Genomic DNA, 14,986 nt, shown 5'->3' with positions numbered 1-14,986 from the left:
ACGCGTACGCCGCTCACACCTGAAGGTAAGTGCAACGTTGCAGAGACTATGCCTTCAAGTTTCGAAGTCAAAGACGGGGGTCTACCCACAGAAGCACCGCAGGGACCGGCAAACCGCAGAGGTTTCGTTCAGGAAGTGAATTCACATGGAGGGTGCGGGCGGGGACAGGTCCAGTCGGCGCCCGATTCAGCGCAACCGCTGCGAGACGACCTTCGACACCCCATCGCCTTGCATGGACACGCCATAGAGGGCGTCGGCCACCTCCATGGTGCGCTTCTGGTGCGTGATCACGATCAGCTGCGAGGCCTCCTGCAGCTCCTGCATGATGCGGATCAGCCGCTGCAGGTTGGTGTCGTCGAGGGCGGCCTCCACCTCGTCCATGACGTAGAACGGGCTCGGCCGCGCCTTGAAGATCGACACGAGCAGTGCGACGGCGGTCAGCGACCGCTCCCCGCCCGAGAGCAGGCTCAGCCGCTTCACCTTCTTGCCCGGCGGGCGCGCCTCGACGTCCACGCCCGTGGTGAGCATGTTGTCGGGATCGGTCAGCACCAGCCGCCCCTCGCCACCAGGGAAGAGACGGCTGAAGACGCCCTCGAACTCGCGGGCGGTGTCCCGGTAGGCCTCCGTGAAGACCTGCTCGACGCGCTCGTCGACCTCCTTCACCACACGCAGCAGGTCGGCGCGGGTCTTCTTCAGGTCCTCCAGCTGCTCGCTGAGGAACTGGTGGCGCTCCTCCAGCGCCGCGAACTCCTCCAGGGCGAGCGGATTGACCTTCCCCAGCTGCTGGTACGCCCGCTCGGCCGCCCTGAGCCGCTTCTCCTGCTCGGCCCGCGCGAAGGGCCGGGGCCGGTTGCGCGGATGCGCGGGATCCTCGGGCAGCACCTCGCCCTCCGCCGGGGGCGAGGGCGGCACGGGCTGGTGGGGGCCGTACTCGGACACCAGGCCCGCCGGCTCCACCCCGAGTTCCTCCAGCGCCCTGGTCTCCAGCTGCTCGATCCGGAGCCGCTTCTCGGCACCGAGCACCTCGCCCCGGTGAACGGAGTCCGTCAGCTTGTCGAGTTCCCCCTTCAGGTCGCGCCCCGTCCCCCGGGCGGAGCCCAGCTCCTCCTCGCACCGGGCCTTGGCCGCCTCGGCGGCGGCACGTTCCTGCTCGGCGCGCGCGAGCGACACCTCGACGTGCGCCAGCAGCAGTCGGGCCCCGGAGGCCACGGCCCGGGCGACGTCCGCCTCGTGACGCAGGCGCGCCCGGCGCTGCTCGGCACGCGCGCGTGCCTCGCGTTCCGCGCGGGCGGCGCGGTCCAGGGAGTCGGCCCGTCCGGCCAGCCCCTTGACACGCTCCTCGTGCGTACGGACCTGAAGGCGGGCCTCCATCTCGGTCTGGCGGGCGTTGGCGCCGTCGGCGGCGAGCCGGTCGCGCACGGCGGTGTCGGGCTCCTCGTCGACCGGCATCTCCTCGACGACGGCCAGCCGCTCGGCGAGCTCCTCCGCCTCCGCGTGTGCCCGGTCCAGTGCCTCCTGGGCACGGGCGGCGGCAGCACCGGACCGCTCGGCCTCGCCCGCCGCCGCCCGGGCCTGCCCGGCCAGCCGGCCGAGGTGCTGGGCGACGGCCGACTTCTCCCGGTCGGCGGCCCGGCGGCGCTCCCCCAGTTCCTCGACCAGCGCGGCGCACTCGCCGCGCCGCTCCGCCGCCGCGTGCTGCGCCGCGGTCAGCGCCTCGCAGCTCACGCCGAGTTCCTCCAGTTCGGCGGCTGCCTCGTCCACCGAGGCCCGCACCTCCAGGAGGCTGGGCGCCCCCGCGGAGCCGCCGTGCGCGAAGTGCGGGCCCAGGAGGTCCCCCTCGGCGGTGACGGCGGTGAGGTCGGGCCGGGCGCGCACCAGGTCCTCGGCGTCCTCCAGGGTGCCCACGACGGCGATCCCGCACAGCAGCCGCCGTACGGCGGGCAGGAGGTCGCCGGGTCCGTTCACGAGGTCGGCGGCCAGGGGGTGCGCCTCGGGCCGGGAGGGCTCGGGCACGTCGTCGAGGGCACCGCCGATCAGCAGGGCCGCCCGGCCGGCGTCCTGCTTGCGCAGCAGGCGGATGGCGTCGGTGGCGGCGGACGGGGTGGCCACGGCGAGGGCGTCGGCGGCGGCGCCGAACGCGGCGGCCAGGGCCACCTCGTGGCCGGGGGCCACGGTGAGCAGCTCCGCCGCCGGACCGAGCAGGCCGGTGAGGCTGTCCCGGGCGTCCAGCAGCGCGCCCGTACCGTCCTTGCGGCGCAGGCCGAGTGCGAGGGTCTCGTGGCGGGCCTGCGTGGCGGCGCGCCGGCGTTCGGCGGCAGCGGTGGCCTCGCGCGCGGCGGTCAGCGCGGCCTCGGCCTCCGTGAGCCGGTGCCCCGCGGCCCGGTACTGCTCGCCGAGGTCGGCGTCGCCGGCGTCGAGGCCGTCGACCTCCGCCTTGAGGACCTCGTACTCCTCCTGCGCGGTGACGGCACGCTCCTGGGCCTCGTCGCGGGCCGCGGCGAGCCGGTCGATCTCGGCCTGTGCGGAAGCGGCGCGCGAACGGGCCGCGTTCACCTGCCCGTTGAGCCGTGCGAGGCCCTCGCGTCGGTCGGCGACCGCACGGGCGGCATCCTTCAGGCGCCGCTCCTCCGCGGCGAGGTCGCGCTCCAGTTCGGCGCGGTGGGCGACGGTGTCGTCCAGGGCGTGCCGGGCGGCCTCCAGGGCCGCCTCCAGTTCGGCCTCCTGCTCCCGGACGCGGGCCGCCTCGCGTTCGAGGTCCTCGGGGTCGCGGCCGCGCCGCTCCTCCGGCGGGGCCGAGGTCGCGCTCTTCACCCGGGCGTCGGCCAGGGAGACGGTGCCACGCACCCGCTCGGCGAGCTGGGAGAGCTCGTACCAGGTCTGCTGGGCGCGCTGGAGGCGCGGGGTGAGCCGGCGCACCTCGTCCTCCAGCAGGGCCTCGCGCTGGAGGGCCCTCCTCAGCTCCTCCTCGGCGGCCTCCTTGCGGGCCTTGAGCGCGGCCTCGTCGGCCACCTCGGCCCGCAGGGCCTCCCGGAGCCGCACGAGGTCGTGGGCGAGCAGCCGCAGCCGCGCGTCGCGCAGGTCGGCCTGGATGACGGCGGCCCGGCGGGCGACGGCGGCCTGCCGGCCGAGCGGCTTGAGCTGGCGCCGCAGCTCGTCCGTCAGGTCCTGCACGCGCGCGAGGTTGGCCTGCATCGCGTCCAGCTTGCGCAGGGCCTTCTCCTTGCGCTTGCGGTGCTTGAGGACGCCGGCTGCCTCCTCGATGAACGCGCGGCGGCCCGTGGGGTCGGCGTGCAGGACGGAGTCGAGCTGCCCCTGGCCGACGATGACGTGCATCTCGCGGCCGATGCCGGAGTCGGAGAGGAGTTCCTGGATGTCGAGCAGGCGGCAGGTGTCGCCGTTGATCTGGTACTCGCTGCCGCCGTTGCGGAACATGATCCGCGTGATGGTGACCTCGGCGTACTCGATGGGCAGGGCCCCGTCGGAGTTGTCGATGGTCAGCGACACCTCGGCCCGGCCCAGCGGGGGCCGCCCGGTGGTGCCGGCGAAGATGACGTCCTCCATCTTGCCGCCGCGCAGCGACTTGGCGCCCTGCTCGCCCATGACCCAGCTCAGCGCGTCCACGACGTTGGACTTGCCCGAGCCGTTCGGGCCGACGACGCACGTGATGCCCGGCTCGAAGCGCAGTGTGGTCGCAGAGGCGAACGACTTGAACCCGCGGAGGGTCAGGGCCTTGAGGTGCACGCCGCCGGACTCTACCGTCCGGACCCGTCCCACTCCATGAACCGGCGGTTTCGCCGTTGAACGCGCAGGGCAGACCACACGTTGAAGACGGTGAAAGGATGCATGGGGGCAAGAAAGAAGGGACGCCGAGGCGTCCCTTGCAACTCTGACAACTGAGCGGTCGTACGGGCTGCCCGACCACTGCCTGTGTGCTGTCGTGGAGCGATGCAGTGATCAGGTGAGCGCAGGCTCCGCCTGGTTCGCGTCGATGCTCTCCATGATCCTGTCGTGAGAAGCGGCAGCATGCAGCGCCTCGTTCTCCGCCTGAATCCGTACGAGCTCGGATTCGAGGTCCTGGACACGCTGCTGGAGCCGTCGCATCTCGGCGAGGAGTCGAGGGTCGGAGCCGCCGACGTAACCGAGAAGCGCCTTTGCCATGATGGATGGTCCTCCACAATGAGTGACCGACCGAAGCGGTGTGGGTCGTGAGGGATTCGCACCCGCGGTTGCTTGGCAGGCCTGGAGTTGTGCTGCCGTTCAGCCATGCCAAACAGCTAAGGTGCGCGGGGCTTTCAGCGTCTCACCAAAAAGTTTGACGGTCAACACGATCACGCCCCGCATTGGCGGGCAACCCGGTGCAGGCGGCGGAAAAACAGCGGCGCCACGGCGTCTGCGGGGCCCTGGGGGCGTGGCGATCATCCTTGCGTGCGGACCCTGCCGCTCGCAAGCCTTTCTCGGCAACGACCTGGTCATTCCTCCCGGCGCGCGACGCGGCGGGCGCGCCCCCGGGCCGCCCGCCGATGCCCCGCGATCCACGGGATCAGCGGATGGCGAAGCCGTCGTAGCCGCCTCTGGGTGTGTCCCAGATCTCGGTCACACCGTCCACACGGCCGGGCGTGTCGCTGCCTTGCAACCAGTCCAGGAGGCTCCGGCAGCCCGCATGGGGACCCTCGGCGACCACCTGGACCCGTCCGTCGTCCAAATTGAGAGCAAAGCCACTCAGGCCGCCGATCTCCAATGCCTTCGCTCGTGTGAACCAGCGGAAACCCACACCTTGGACGCGTCCGCGCACCCAGGCGACCAGTCGTACTTCCTCGCTCATGACTGCAACCTAACCAACCAAAGTCACTCGGGGCGCTCCCTCCTCCGGCGCCATGCGGTACCGTCCCGACCCGATGCATCTCATATGAAACTCACTCGTTCGAGTGAGAGTGATCGGCTGCCGGGCCGGGGGGACGTGCTCGGACCGACCAGCACATCGCACAGACCCGGGGCGGGCCCGGGTCGACCGCAAGGGACGAGGAAGGCCAGGACATGGGACGCCACCGACGCTCTGACGCCGGCCGCGCCGCCACGGGCCGCGCCACGGGGGACACGTACACGGACGACTCCTACCCGGGCGGCCGCGTCCCGGGGGGCTCGTACGGTGACGCGGACGCCCCGCTGGGGATCGCGCCCTACCTGAACCCCGAGGCGTACGCCGAGGCCCACACCAGGAGCCAGGAATACCTCTTCGGTACCGACGACATCTCCGGCACCGCGATCTTCGCCTCCCCCGGGTTCACGCCCGACGGCGGTTCCCGGCAGGTTTCCTCGCACCGGCACCGGAAGAAGAAGACGGTGCCACCGGTCCGCAGCGGACTGCTCGGCGTCTCGGCCGCGGTCGCCCTCGGCACGGTGGCCGTCGCCTCGGGCGTGGTGCCCGGCCTGGACAACTACCGTCTCGGCGGCGACGGAGGCGGCTCCGGCGACCGGATCCAGGCCGCCGACTCCCCCACCAACTCACCGAGCGAGCAGGGCGGCACGTCCGGCGCAGCCGACAGCCGCACCGAGGCGCCGGGCTCCACCAGCCGGGACACCAGCCGCTCGCTGTCGCCGTCGCCCTCCGCCTCCACCTCCTCGGCCGCACCGACGAAGACACCGGAGGAGAAGCCCGAGCCGACGCCGTCGCAGACGGCCACGCCGAGCGCGAAGCCGGAGCCGACCCGGACGCCGGGCCCGACCCCGACGCCCACCCCCACCAGGGCAGCACAACGGACCACCGTCCCGGTGACGGTGTCCCCGGAGGCCGCCGTCGAGGCGGAGGTGCTCCGGCTCGTCAACGAGGAGCGGGCGAAGGTCGGTTGCAGCCCGCTGGCCGCGAACAGCTCGCTGACCGCGCTCGCGGAGGCCTTCAGCGTGGACATGGCCGCGCGGGGCTTCTTCGATCACACCGACCCCGACGGCGCAACCCCGTGGGACCGGGCCGCGAAGGCCGGGATCACCGACCTCGGCGGTGAGAACATAGCCCGCGGACAAGCCGACGCGGCGGCCGTGATGGAAGCCTGGATGAACAGCCCCGGCCACCGGGCCAACATCCTCAACTGCGACTTCAAGACGCTGGGCGTCGGCGTCCACTACGGCTCCGGCGGCCCGTGGTGGACGCAGGACTTCGGCTACTAGGACAATCGCAGGTCAGCGATCCCGGCCTTTCACTTCCCGGCTACCGAGATGGGAGCAGCCGCCGGTAGGGCGCACCCGTCGTGGACGGCCGATCCGCTCGCGGCAAGCACCGAACCGGCACTCAGGCAGCGCACAAGGTCCTCTTCGTGCGGATCGCCCTTGCTCCGCGGCGAGGCGCGCAGGGAAGGCCCGTCCGGGCGGCCATGCGTAGAGCTCGCGGCGGTCGACGCGGTATTCGACTCCGGCGGGCGGGGGTGACTCGATGCCTATCGTTCCGGATATCTCGCCTCCCGCGCCGTAGGTCTCCAGGAAGCACCGGTAGTCGGAGGGATAGTTCCAGCCGGTTCGTACGGCAAGGTCCTCCCAGTCGAAGCGGTCGCCTCCGGAGTCGGCAAGCGGCGCCGGTACCTGGGCCCGATACATGCCCTCGGAGTCGGCCTCGGGGGGAGGGAGGATCCGCATCAGTGCCGCCACGCTGGGGTGAACCATGCGCGGAGTCTAGTGTCCGCCCCGGCGGGACGGGCCCGAGGCGGTACCGGCGGTCGCGCGGGGCGTCCCGCTGGCTGAACGGCGACGGATGCCCGGTCTCCAGGTGCGCGGGCAGCGCACCCGGCATGGCTCCGGCGGGGCGAGGTCCACACCTGCGAAGTCGAGTCGCGCACCCGGATCAAGGCGGGATCCGGGCGACCCGGGGATACGCTATCCATCGGTTAGCGCAATATGTCGGTAAGCGCTGCTGTCCAGTACGCTGGCGCCATGACCACCACGCAGGAGCGCACGCCGGAGCAGGACCTCCCGTACAACGTGTTCGCCAAGGCCTGCCCCTCACGCGGCACGCTCGAACACGTCACCGGGCGGTGGGGTTCGCTCACGCTCGGCGCGCTGCACGAGGGCTCACTGCGCTTCAACGAGCTGCGCCGCCGCGTCGACGGCGTGAGCGAGAAGATGCTCTCCCAGACACTGCACGCCCTGGAGCGCGACGGTCTGGTGCACCGGGAGGCACAGCCGACCAACCCGCCGCGCGTGGACTACGAACTCACTCCGCTGGGCCGCCAGGTCGCCGAGCGTCTGCTCGCGCTCATCCACTTCGTCGAGGGCAGCATGGACGAGGTCCTCGCCGCCCGGGAACGCTACGACATGACGCGCGGCGGTCGCTGACAGCGCGGGCAGAAGTAGCTGGACCTGTTCATCCAGGGCCTGCGGAGCATCGGCGTGCCGCACCGGCGGCACGGCAGACCCTCGCGTCCGTAGGCGTCGAGCGAGCGGTCGAAGTAGCCGGACTCCCCGTTGACGTTGACGTACAGGCTGTCGAAGCTCGTTCCACCGACGGACAGCGCCGCGTTCATCACGTCCCGGACGTGACCGAGCAGTTCCAGGGTGTGTGGGCGCGTGAGGCCCGCCGCCGGGCGGTCGTAGTGGATGCGGGAACGCCACAGCGCCTCGTCCGCGTAGATGTTGCCGACCCCGCTGATCAGCGACTGGTCCAGCAGGGCCCGCTTGACGGTGGTGCGCTTGCCGCGCAGGGCCCGCTGGAAGGCGTCGTCGTCGAAGAGCGGGTCGAGGGGGTCGCGGGCGATGTGCGCGATGACGTCGGGCAGCCCGTCGGCGGTGGTGTCGTGCAGCGACAGGCCGCCGAAGGTGCGCTGGTCGACGAAGCGGAGTTCGGTGCCCCGGTCGTCCGCGAACCGGACGCGGACGCGCAGGTGTCTCTCCGGCGGCGCCTCGTGCGGCTGCACCAGCAACTGGCCGCTCATGCCCAGGTGGGCCAGGACCGCCTGGCCGGTGTCCTCCAACGGCAGCCACAGGTACTTGCCGCGACGTAGGGGCGTGCCGACGCGGTGTCCCTTGAGGCGCTGGGCGAAATCGTCGGCACCGGCGACATGACGGCGCACCGCGCGTGGGTGCAGCACCTCGACGTCGGCGACGGTCCGGTGGGCGACCCACCGTTCCAGACCCCGCCGGACGACCTCGACCTCGGGCAGTTCGGGCACGGATCTCCTCAGGGCTCCTCGGAACGCGCTGCCGGGAAGCCCGACGCGGCTGCGGCGGGCGCTCCCGGACGGCCCCGCGCGTGCGGCCGACGGGCGGAACGCCCGGGGGCGGGTACGGCCGCGGGTGTCCACGGGCCGGGCGGCGACGGCCCGGTCCGTGGCCGGCACCCCGCGGCAGAGACCGGCGCCGGGGCCCGGGCCGTCGGGCCCGCGCCCCGGGCTTCCGGTACGGGCGAGCGCCCGCCCCGGGGCTCTGCCGGGGGGGCGGACGCTCGGTCGCCCTGCTGGCTCGTGCCGGTCAGGCGGAGGCCGGCGCCTCATCGGCGCCCTCGGTGGACTCGGACGCCTTGGCCGCTGCCTTGGCGCGTTCGTCCGCCGCGGCCCGGATGGCCCGCCATGCGGACTCCGCGGCCTGCTGCTCCGCCTCCTTCTTGCTGCGGCCGGTGCCGGTGCCGTACGAGACGCCTCCGACGCGGGCAGCAGCAGTGAAGGTCTTCTCGTGGTCGGGTCCGGTCTCCGTGACCAGGTACTCGGGGACACCGAGCCCCTCGGTCGCGGTGAGCTCCTGGAGGGATGTCTTCCAGTCCAGGCCGGCTCCCAGGTTCGAGGACTTCTCGATCAGGGGATCGAACAGGCGGTGCACCAGTTCGGAGGCCGCGTCGAGGCCCTGGTCGAGGTAGACCGCGCCGATCACCGCTTCCAGGGTGTCGGCGAGGATGGATGCCTTGTCCCGGCCGCCCGTGCCCTCTTCACCCCGGCCGAGCCGGATGAAGGAGCCCAGGTCGAGCCCACGGCCGACCCCCGCCAACGCACGCGAGTTGACCACCGCGGCCCGCAGCTTGGCCAGCTGGCCCTCGGGCAGGTCGGGGTGGGTGCGGTACAGCGTGTCGGTGACGACGAGGCCGAGTACGGAGTCCCCGAGGAACTCCAGTCGCTCGTTCGTCGGCAGACCGCCGTTCTCGTATGCGTACGAGCGGTGGGTCAGCGCACGCACCAGAAGGGCGGACTCGACCTTGTAGCCGAGCCGCCCTTCCAGAAGCGTGTGGGACGAGGCCTGGTTGTCCGCAGAGTTCTTCTTCGGCGTGGACACAGTGCCTCTCACCAGCCGCTCAGACCTCGAGGACCTGGCGCTTGTTGTAGGTGCCGCACGACGGGCACGCGATGTGCTGCTGCTTGGGCTCGTGGCAGCGCTCGCACGCGACCAGGGTGGGGACCGCAGCCTTCCACTGCGACCGGCGGTGGCGCGTGTTGCTGCGCGACATCTTCCGCTTCGGAACAGCCACGGCTACTTCTCCTGCTTCTCGTCGACGCGCGCTGATCGAGTCGCGTCGCCGCTCATCTCGTCCTTATCGCCGGCTTCGAGTGAATCGGCGAGTCCCTTCAATGCCGCCCAACGGATGTCGACGGCGTCGTGGTGGTGGTCCGGGTCGTCCGCGAGCCGCGCTCCACAATGGGAGCACAGACCCGGGCAGTCTTCCTGGCACACCGGCTGCATCGGTAGTGCGAGCACCACCGCGTCCCGCAGCAGAGGTTCGAGGTCGAAGAGTCCGTCCTCGAGGAAGAGCCTGTCCTCGTCGTCCTCGGCGTCGTCGCCGGGCTCCGCGTGCTGGACGCGGCCCCGGTCGTCGGCGTCAGGGTACGAGAACATCTCCTGGAATTCCGCTTCGACGTCGAGGCGAAGCGGCTCCAGACACCTTACGCACTCCCCCTCGGCCTGTGCACGGGCGGTGCCTGTGACGAGCACCCCTTCCATGACGGACTCGAGTCGGAGGTCGAGCTCCAGCGGAGTGCCTTCCGGCACGCCGATCACTCCCTGGACACCGAAGTCCCGGGGAGCGGGGACCGAGCGGGTCAGGCGCTGCAGCGCACCAGGCCGCCGGCCCAGCTCGTGCGTGTCGAACACGAGAGGGTTGCGGTGGTCGAGGCGGGCGTTCTGAGCCATTACTGCTTTCGGTCTTCCAAACTTGGAGGAGACACCGCCCCTCGGTGCTCCAGGGCAGCGCTGATCGCGGACGTAGACGCGACCGAAGGGCCAGGATACTTGACCTTTCGCCCAGGACCCAATCCGGTGCCCTACTGCGGCCCGCGGCCCTGCTCGTAGGCCCTCAGCTGCTCCGCGCTGATCATGCCGGTGTCGAAGAGGCTGGTCTCGTCGAGCGCGTAGCCCTGCTGGTCCTGCTGCTGGGGCTGGTGGGACGAGTGGGCCTGCCGGGGGTCGTAGCCGGTCTGCTGGGAGGCGTCGTAGCCGCCCTGGAAGGAGGCGGCGCCCGCCGTGGTGTAGCCGGAGGCGTACGGGTCCGCCTGCGGGTAGCCGTAGGCGTCCTGCTGGCCGTACTGCTGCTGGTAACCGGCGTACGGGTCCGGCTGCTGCTGGTAGGCGTACGGCGACTGCTGGGACTGCTGCGCCTGTGCCGCCGCGTCCTGCTCGGCGAGGGCCGCGAGGTCGGCGAGGTAGTCGGCGTCGCTGGAGTGCTGGACGGTGGAGGTGTCGTCGGCCAGGGCGCCGAGGTCGTCCGTGGCGATCCGGCCGTGCAGCTTCTGCCGGCCGCGGCCGACCGCCTCCAGGGTCTTGGCGAGGACCGCCTCGAACGCGCCGAGTTTGGTGTCGACATAGGCGTCGGCGTCGCGGCGCAGGGTCTCGGGGTCGTGGCTGCGCTCGGGGGCGTCGTCCTCCTCCGGATCAACGTGGCCCTGCTCCCCCGGGCCGGGCCCGGTGCCGAGCAGCTTCTCACGACCGCGGCCGACCGAGCCGAGCGTCTTGGTCAGGACGACCTCGAAGTTGGCGAGCTTGGAGTCGACGTAGTCGTCGGCCTCCGCGCGGACCTCCTCGGCCTCCTGGCGGGCGTCGGAGAGGATGCGGTCGGCCTCGGCCAGGGAGCGGCGGGCGACCTCGGTGTCGGAGATCAGCGAACCGCGCTCGCTGTGCGCCTGCTCGATGATCCGTTCGGCCTCGCGGCGGGCGTCCTCGACCATCTGCTCACGGCCGCCGATGAGCTCCTGGGCCTGGGCGAGGGAGCCGGGCAGCGCCTGCCGGACCTCTTCCAGCATCGCGAGCAGCTCGGCGCGGTTGACCACGCACGACGCCGACATGGGCATGGCCCGGGCACTGGAGACCGTGGCCACGATCTCGTCGAGCTTCTTCTGCACGTCCACCGTGTGCTCGCCACTCTCTACCGATGTGTTGGAGACGGACGGGACGACTGTAGCCCTTTGGACTGTGGCCCGTTCAGCCTTGGCGCAGACGCCGGCCCAGGGCCTCCAGGACGGCCGGCGGCACCAGGTGGGAGACGTCGCCGCCCCACTGGGCCACCTCCTTGACGAGGGAGGAGGACAGGAAGCTGTAGGTGGGGTTGGTCGGGACGAAGAGGGTCTCGACGCCGGAGAGGCCGTTGTTCATCTGGGCCATCTGCAGCTCGTAGTCGAAGTCGCTGACCGCGCGCAGGCCCTTCACGATGGCCGGGATGTCGCGCTGCTTGCAGAAGTCGACGAGCAGGCCGTGGAAGGCCTCCACGCGGACGTTTCCGTATTCGGCGGTGACGTGGCGGATCAGCTCGATCCGCTCCTCGATCTCGAACAGGCCCTTCTTGGCCTTGTTGATCATCACCGCGACGTACACCTCGTCGTAGAGGCGGGAAGCCCGGGCAATGATGTCGAGGTGTCCGTTGGTGATCGGGTCGAACGACCCGGGACATACGGCGCGGCGCACTTGAGCTCCCTCGCTCTCCGATCCGGTCATCGTGCGTCTTCGCACGTAGAGGCGGCGCGACCGTACCAAAACGTTCCCTCGCCGTAGCGACGGGCCCGAATGCCGTCGAAGCCGTCCGGCCACCGGAATTCGCCGCCTCTGGTGCTGCGCTCCACGGTGACGACGGCCGCGTCCGCGAGCCAGCCCTCCGAGCGGAGTGTGAGCAGGATCTCCCGAAGATCGTCGTCCGGGACGGCGTACGGCGGGTCGAGGAAGACGATGTCGAACGGCTCCGCGGGAGCTGCGCCGCGGACGACCTGTTCCGCTTTGCCCGCCCTGACCTCGGCGCCCGGAAGGCCCAGGTTCCGCACGTTCTCCCGGACGGTTCGGGCGGCACGGGCGTCCGCCTCGACCAGCAGGGTGTGGCTCGCGCCGCGGGACAGGGCCTCCAGGCCCACGGCTCCGGAACCGGCGTACAGGTCGAGGACGCGCTCACCGTCGAGGGGGCCGCCCAGGAGGGACCGCCAGGTGGAGAAGAGGCCCTCGCGTGCGCGGTCGGAGGTGGGGCGGGTGCCGCTGCCCGGCGGAACGGCCAGGCGGCGTCCGCCGGCTGCGCCGGCGATTACGCGGGTCATCTCGGGTCCTTGGTAGTGGGGTGCTTCCAGTTCAGTGTGGCGGGTCGCACGGCGCACCGCGTCAGCGGGCGGTCCCGCCTCATCCCTTTTCCAGGTACTGCTCCCTGTCCTCGTCCACCAAGGCGTCCAGCGCCGTCCGCAGGCCCGGGAGACCGGCCAGTTCCGGGTCGGACGCCACGACGGCCGAGGCTTCCTGGCGGGCCTCGGCGATGATCTCCTCGTCCTCGATGACCGCGAGGACGCGCAGGCTGGAGCGGGCACCGGACTGGGCCTGGCCGAGGACGTCACCCTCGCGGCGCTGTTCGAGGTCGATGCGGGACAGTTCGAAGCCGTCGAGGGTGGAGGCGACGGCGGCGAGGCGCTGCCGGGCGGCGGAGGCCTCGGGCATCTCGGTGACCAGCAGGCACAGGCCGGGCGCGGAGCCCCGGCCGACGCGACCGCGCAGCTGGTGCAGCTGCGAAACGCCGAAGCGGTCGGCGTCCATGATCACCACGACGGTGGCGTTCGGGACGTTGACGCCGACCTCGATGACGGTCGTGGCGACCAGCACGTCGGTCTCGCCGGCGGCGAAGCGGCGCATGACGGCGTCCTTGTCGTCGGGCTGCATACGGCCGTGCAGCACCTCGACGCCCAGGCCGCTCAGCGGCCCGCGCGCCAGCTGCGCGGCAACGTCCAGGACGGCGAGCGGGGGCCGCTTCTCGGCCTCGTCCTCGGCCGATCCGCCCGCTTTCCCGGCCCTTGCGGGGCCGTCCTCCTCGTCGCCGATGCGGGGGCAGACGACGTACGCCTGGTGGCCCTTGGCGACCTCCTCCCGCACCCGCTCCCAGGCGCGGGCCAGGAAGTGGGGCTTGTCGGCGGCGGGCACGACATGGCTGGCGATGGGCGAGCGGCCGGCCGGGAGCTGGTCGAGGACGGAGGTCTCCAGGTCGCCGAAGACGGTCATGGCGACCGTGCGCGGAATGGGCGTGGCGGTCATGACGAGCAGGTGCGGGGGCTGCTTGCCCTTGCCGCGCAGGGCGTCGCGCTGCTCGACGCCGAAGCGGTGCTGTTCGTCGACGACGACCAGGCCGAGGTCGTGGAAGCGGACCTTGTCCTCGATCAGCGCGTGCGTGCCGATGACGATGCCGGCCTCGCCGGTGGCGAGGTCGAGGAGGGCCCGGCGGCGGGCGGCGGCCCCCATCGAGCCGGTGAGCAGGACCACCTTGGTGCCGTGGTCGGCGCCGCCGAGCATGCCCTGCTCGGCGAGGTCGCCCATCATCTCGGTGACCGACCGGTGGTGCTGCTGGGCGAGGACCTCGGTGGGGGCGAGCATCGCGGCCTGTCCGCCGGCGTCGACGACGGCGAGCATGGCGCGCAGGGCGACGAGGGTCTTGCCGGATCCGACCTCTCCCTGCAGCAGCCGGTGCATCGGGTGCTCGCGCGCCAGGTCGTCGAAGATCTCCGCGGAGACCTTCTGCTGGCCGTCGGTGAGCGTGAAGGGGAGCCGGCCGTCGAAGTCGGCGAGGATGCCGTCGGGCCCGGGGGTGCGCGGGACGGCCGGGAGCTGGGCGTCGGCGTGCCGGCGACGGGCGAGGGCGACCTGGAGAACGAAGGCCTCGTCCCACTTCAGCCGGGCGCGGGCGTCGGCGATGTCGGCCTTGGTGTGCGGGCGGTGGATCTTGACCAGGGCCTCGGGGAGGGAGACCAGGCCGCGGCCCTCGCGCAGGGAACCGGGCAGTGGGTCGACCGCCTCCCCGGCGCTGGGCAGGACGGTCTGGACGGCCTTGGCGATCTTCCAGGACTCCAGCTTGGCGGTGGCGGGGTAGAGGGGGATGAGGGCGCCGGCCCAGGCCTCGACGGCCTCCTCGCCCTCCTCGCCCTCCTCGCCGTCGCGGCGGAGCAGTTCGTAGGCGGGGTGGGCGAGTTGCAGGCGGCGGTTGAAGACGGAGACCTTGCCGGCGAACATCGCGCGCGTGCCGGGCAGCAGTTCCTTGTGCGGCTTGTGCACGCCGTTGCCGAAGAAGACCAGCTGGAGCCGGCCGCTGCCGTCGGTGATCGTCACCTCCAGGCGCTGGCCCTTGCCGCGCGGGGCGCGTGCGGAGGCGAAGGTGTGCAGGCGGGCGTCGGCCACCTGGGCGACCACCGTGACGTGCTCGTCCATGGGGAGGTCGGCGAGGTGGGTGAGCTGCCCACGCTCCTCGTATCTGCGCGGATAGTGATGGAGGAGATCACCGACGGTGTGCAGGCCGAGGTGCTCGGCCATCACCTTCGCGGTGGCGGGGCCGAGCACCGACTTCAGCGGTTGTCGCAGTGGTTCTTGCAGTGCGGGCACGGGATCCATTGCACACCACGGCGCTGACAATGCCGCGGACCGGTGGCGACAGGGCTCGTATACGTCTTGGGGAATCCCTGGTCAGCCCGGTCGCCCGGGTCGCAGGACGGCACGGTCCGGCCTCCCCCGCGGACTCCCGCCCCACCGGGACCGCCCGGCCCCGCGCCGTCGCGTCTCCTCCCCCGCCGGCGGGGCCGTGACG

At 71.9% G+C, this 14,986-nt stretch carries 13 protein-coding genes; 2 read left to right on the top strand and 11 right to left on the bottom strand.

What is annotated here, in order from left to right; genetic code table 11:
* Positions 1 to 186: 186 nt before the first annotated feature.
* From smc to I3F54_RS19310, 3 genes are all read right to left on the bottom strand, one after another.
* Positions 187 to 3,741: a chromosome segregation protein SMC gene (gene smc / locus I3F54_RS19320; protein WP_240120073.1), complete on the bottom strand. Its 3,555-nt coding sequence runs from the start codon at positions 3,739 to 3,741 to the stop codon at positions 187 to 189.
* A 213-nt stretch (positions 3,742 to 3,954) separates the two neighbouring features.
* The gene (locus I3F54_RS19315) at positions 3,955 to 4,158 is read right to left on the bottom strand and encodes a hypothetical protein (protein WP_205384383.1); all 204 of its coding nucleotides are present in this window, start codon (positions 4,156 to 4,158) and stop codon (positions 3,955 to 3,957) included.
* A gap of 382 nt (positions 4,159 to 4,540) precedes the next feature.
* Positions 4,541 to 4,822, bottom strand: coding sequence for an acylphosphatase (locus I3F54_RS19310; protein WP_240120072.1), 282 nt, complete (start codon positions 4,820 to 4,822; stop codon positions 4,541 to 4,543).
* Positions 4,823 to 5,034: 212 nt separating this feature from the next.
* Between I3F54_RS19310 and I3F54_RS19305 the strand changes: the two genes are divergently transcribed.
* On the top strand, positions 5,035 to 6,162 hold the full coding sequence (locus tag I3F54_RS19305; RefSeq protein WP_240120071.1) for a CAP domain-containing protein: 1,128 nt from the start codon (positions 5,035 to 5,037) through the stop codon (positions 6,160 to 6,162).
* Between the two features lie 756 nt (positions 6,163 to 6,918).
* Positions 6,919 to 7,320 (top strand): helix-turn-helix domain-containing protein, encoded by a 402-nt coding sequence (locus I3F54_RS19300; protein ID WP_240120070.1) that lies wholly within the window; start codon positions 6,919 to 6,921, stop codon positions 7,318 to 7,320.
* Here I3F54_RS19300 and mutM read toward each other — a convergent pair.
* The 8 genes from mutM to recG all read right to left on the bottom strand — a co-directional run bounded on the left by mutM (position 7,293) and on the right by recG (position 14,793).
* Positions 7,293 to 8,153 (bottom strand): bifunctional DNA-formamidopyrimidine glycosylase/DNA-(apurinic or apyrimidinic site) lyase, encoded by an 861-nt coding sequence (mutM, locus tag I3F54_RS19295; protein WP_240120069.1) that lies wholly within the window; start codon positions 8,151 to 8,153, stop codon positions 7,293 to 7,295. The genes I3F54_RS19300 and mutM overlap by 28 nt on opposite strands.
* Before the next feature lie 298 nt (positions 8,154 to 8,451).
* Positions 8,452 to 9,243, bottom strand: coding sequence for a ribonuclease III (gene rnc / locus I3F54_RS19290; RefSeq protein ID WP_240120068.1), 792 nt, complete (start codon positions 9,241 to 9,243; stop codon positions 8,452 to 8,454).
* A 19-nt stretch (positions 9,244 to 9,262) separates the two neighbouring features.
* Complete coding sequence (gene rpmF, locus I3F54_RS19285) at positions 9,263 to 9,436, bottom strand: 50S ribosomal protein L32 (RefSeq protein WP_003951102.1); 174 nt, start codon at positions 9,434 to 9,436, stop codon at positions 9,263 to 9,265.
* 2 nt (positions 9,437 to 9,438) lie between these two features.
* Positions 9,439 to 10,095, bottom strand: a complete 657-nt coding sequence (locus tag I3F54_RS19280; RefSeq protein WP_240120067.1) for a DUF177 domain-containing protein — start codon at positions 10,093 to 10,095, stop codon at positions 9,439 to 9,441.
* A gap of 131 nt (positions 10,096 to 10,226) precedes the next feature.
* A complete protein-coding gene (locus tag I3F54_RS19275) occupies positions 10,227 to 11,306 on the bottom strand; it encodes a DivIVA domain-containing protein (RefSeq protein ID WP_240120066.1) in 1,080 nt (359 codons plus the stop codon).
* A gap of 73 nt (positions 11,307 to 11,379) precedes the next feature.
* Positions 11,380 to 11,859, bottom strand: a complete 480-nt coding sequence (gene coaD / locus I3F54_RS19270) for a pantetheine-phosphate adenylyltransferase (RefSeq protein ID WP_240120065.1) — start codon at positions 11,857 to 11,859, stop codon at positions 11,380 to 11,382.
* A 26-nt stretch (positions 11,860 to 11,885) separates the two neighbouring features.
* Positions 11,886 to 12,503 (bottom strand): 16S rRNA (guanine(966)-N(2))-methyltransferase RsmD, encoded by a 618-nt coding sequence (gene rsmD, locus I3F54_RS19265; protein ID WP_275676459.1) that lies wholly within the window; start codon positions 12,501 to 12,503, stop codon positions 11,886 to 11,888.
* A 49-nt stretch (positions 12,504 to 12,552) separates the two neighbouring features.
* Positions 12,553 to 14,793 carry an ATP-dependent DNA helicase RecG gene (gene recG / locus I3F54_RS19260; RefSeq protein ID WP_240120063.1) on the bottom strand — a complete coding sequence of 747 codons (2,241 nt, stop codon included), beginning with the start codon at positions 14,791 to 14,793 and terminating at the stop codon, positions 12,553 to 12,555.
* Positions 14,794 to 14,986 lie beyond the last annotated feature (193 nt).

It is taken from the genome of Streptomyces sp. MUM 2J (assembly GCF_022414535.1).
Classification (GTDB): Bacteria; Actinomycetota; Actinomycetes; order Streptomycetales; family Streptomycetaceae; genus Streptomyces.
Note: the sequence above shows the minus strand (reverse complement) of the source record. Positions and strands in the feature narration are given on the sequence as shown.

What these genes read in the sequence shown, in the direction of transcription:
- I3F54_RS19305 (WP_240120071.1), top strand. Translation starts at nt 5,035, where the DNA reads ATGGGACGCCACCGACGCTCTGACGCCGGCCGCGCCGCCACGGGCCGC.
- I3F54_RS19300 (WP_240120070.1), top strand. Translation starts at nt 6,919, where the DNA reads ATGACCACCACGCAGGAGCGCACGCCGGAGCAGGACCTCCCGTACAAC.
- recG (WP_240120063.1), bottom strand. Translation starts at nt 14,793, where the DNA reads ATGGATCCCGTGCCCGCACTGCAAGAACCACTGCGACAACCGCTGAAG.
- I3F54_RS19315 (WP_205384383.1), bottom strand. Translation starts at nt 4,158, where the DNA reads ATGGCAAAGGCGCTTCTCGGTTACGTCGGCGGCTCCGACCCTCGACTC.
- I3F54_RS19310 (WP_240120072.1), bottom strand. Translation starts at nt 4,822, where the DNA reads ATGAGCGAGGAAGTACGACTGGTCGCCTGGGTGCGCGGACGCGTCCAA.
- I3F54_RS19280 (WP_240120067.1), bottom strand. Translation starts at nt 10,095, where the DNA reads ATGGCTCAGAACGCCCGCCTCGACCACCGCAACCCTCTCGTGTTCGAC.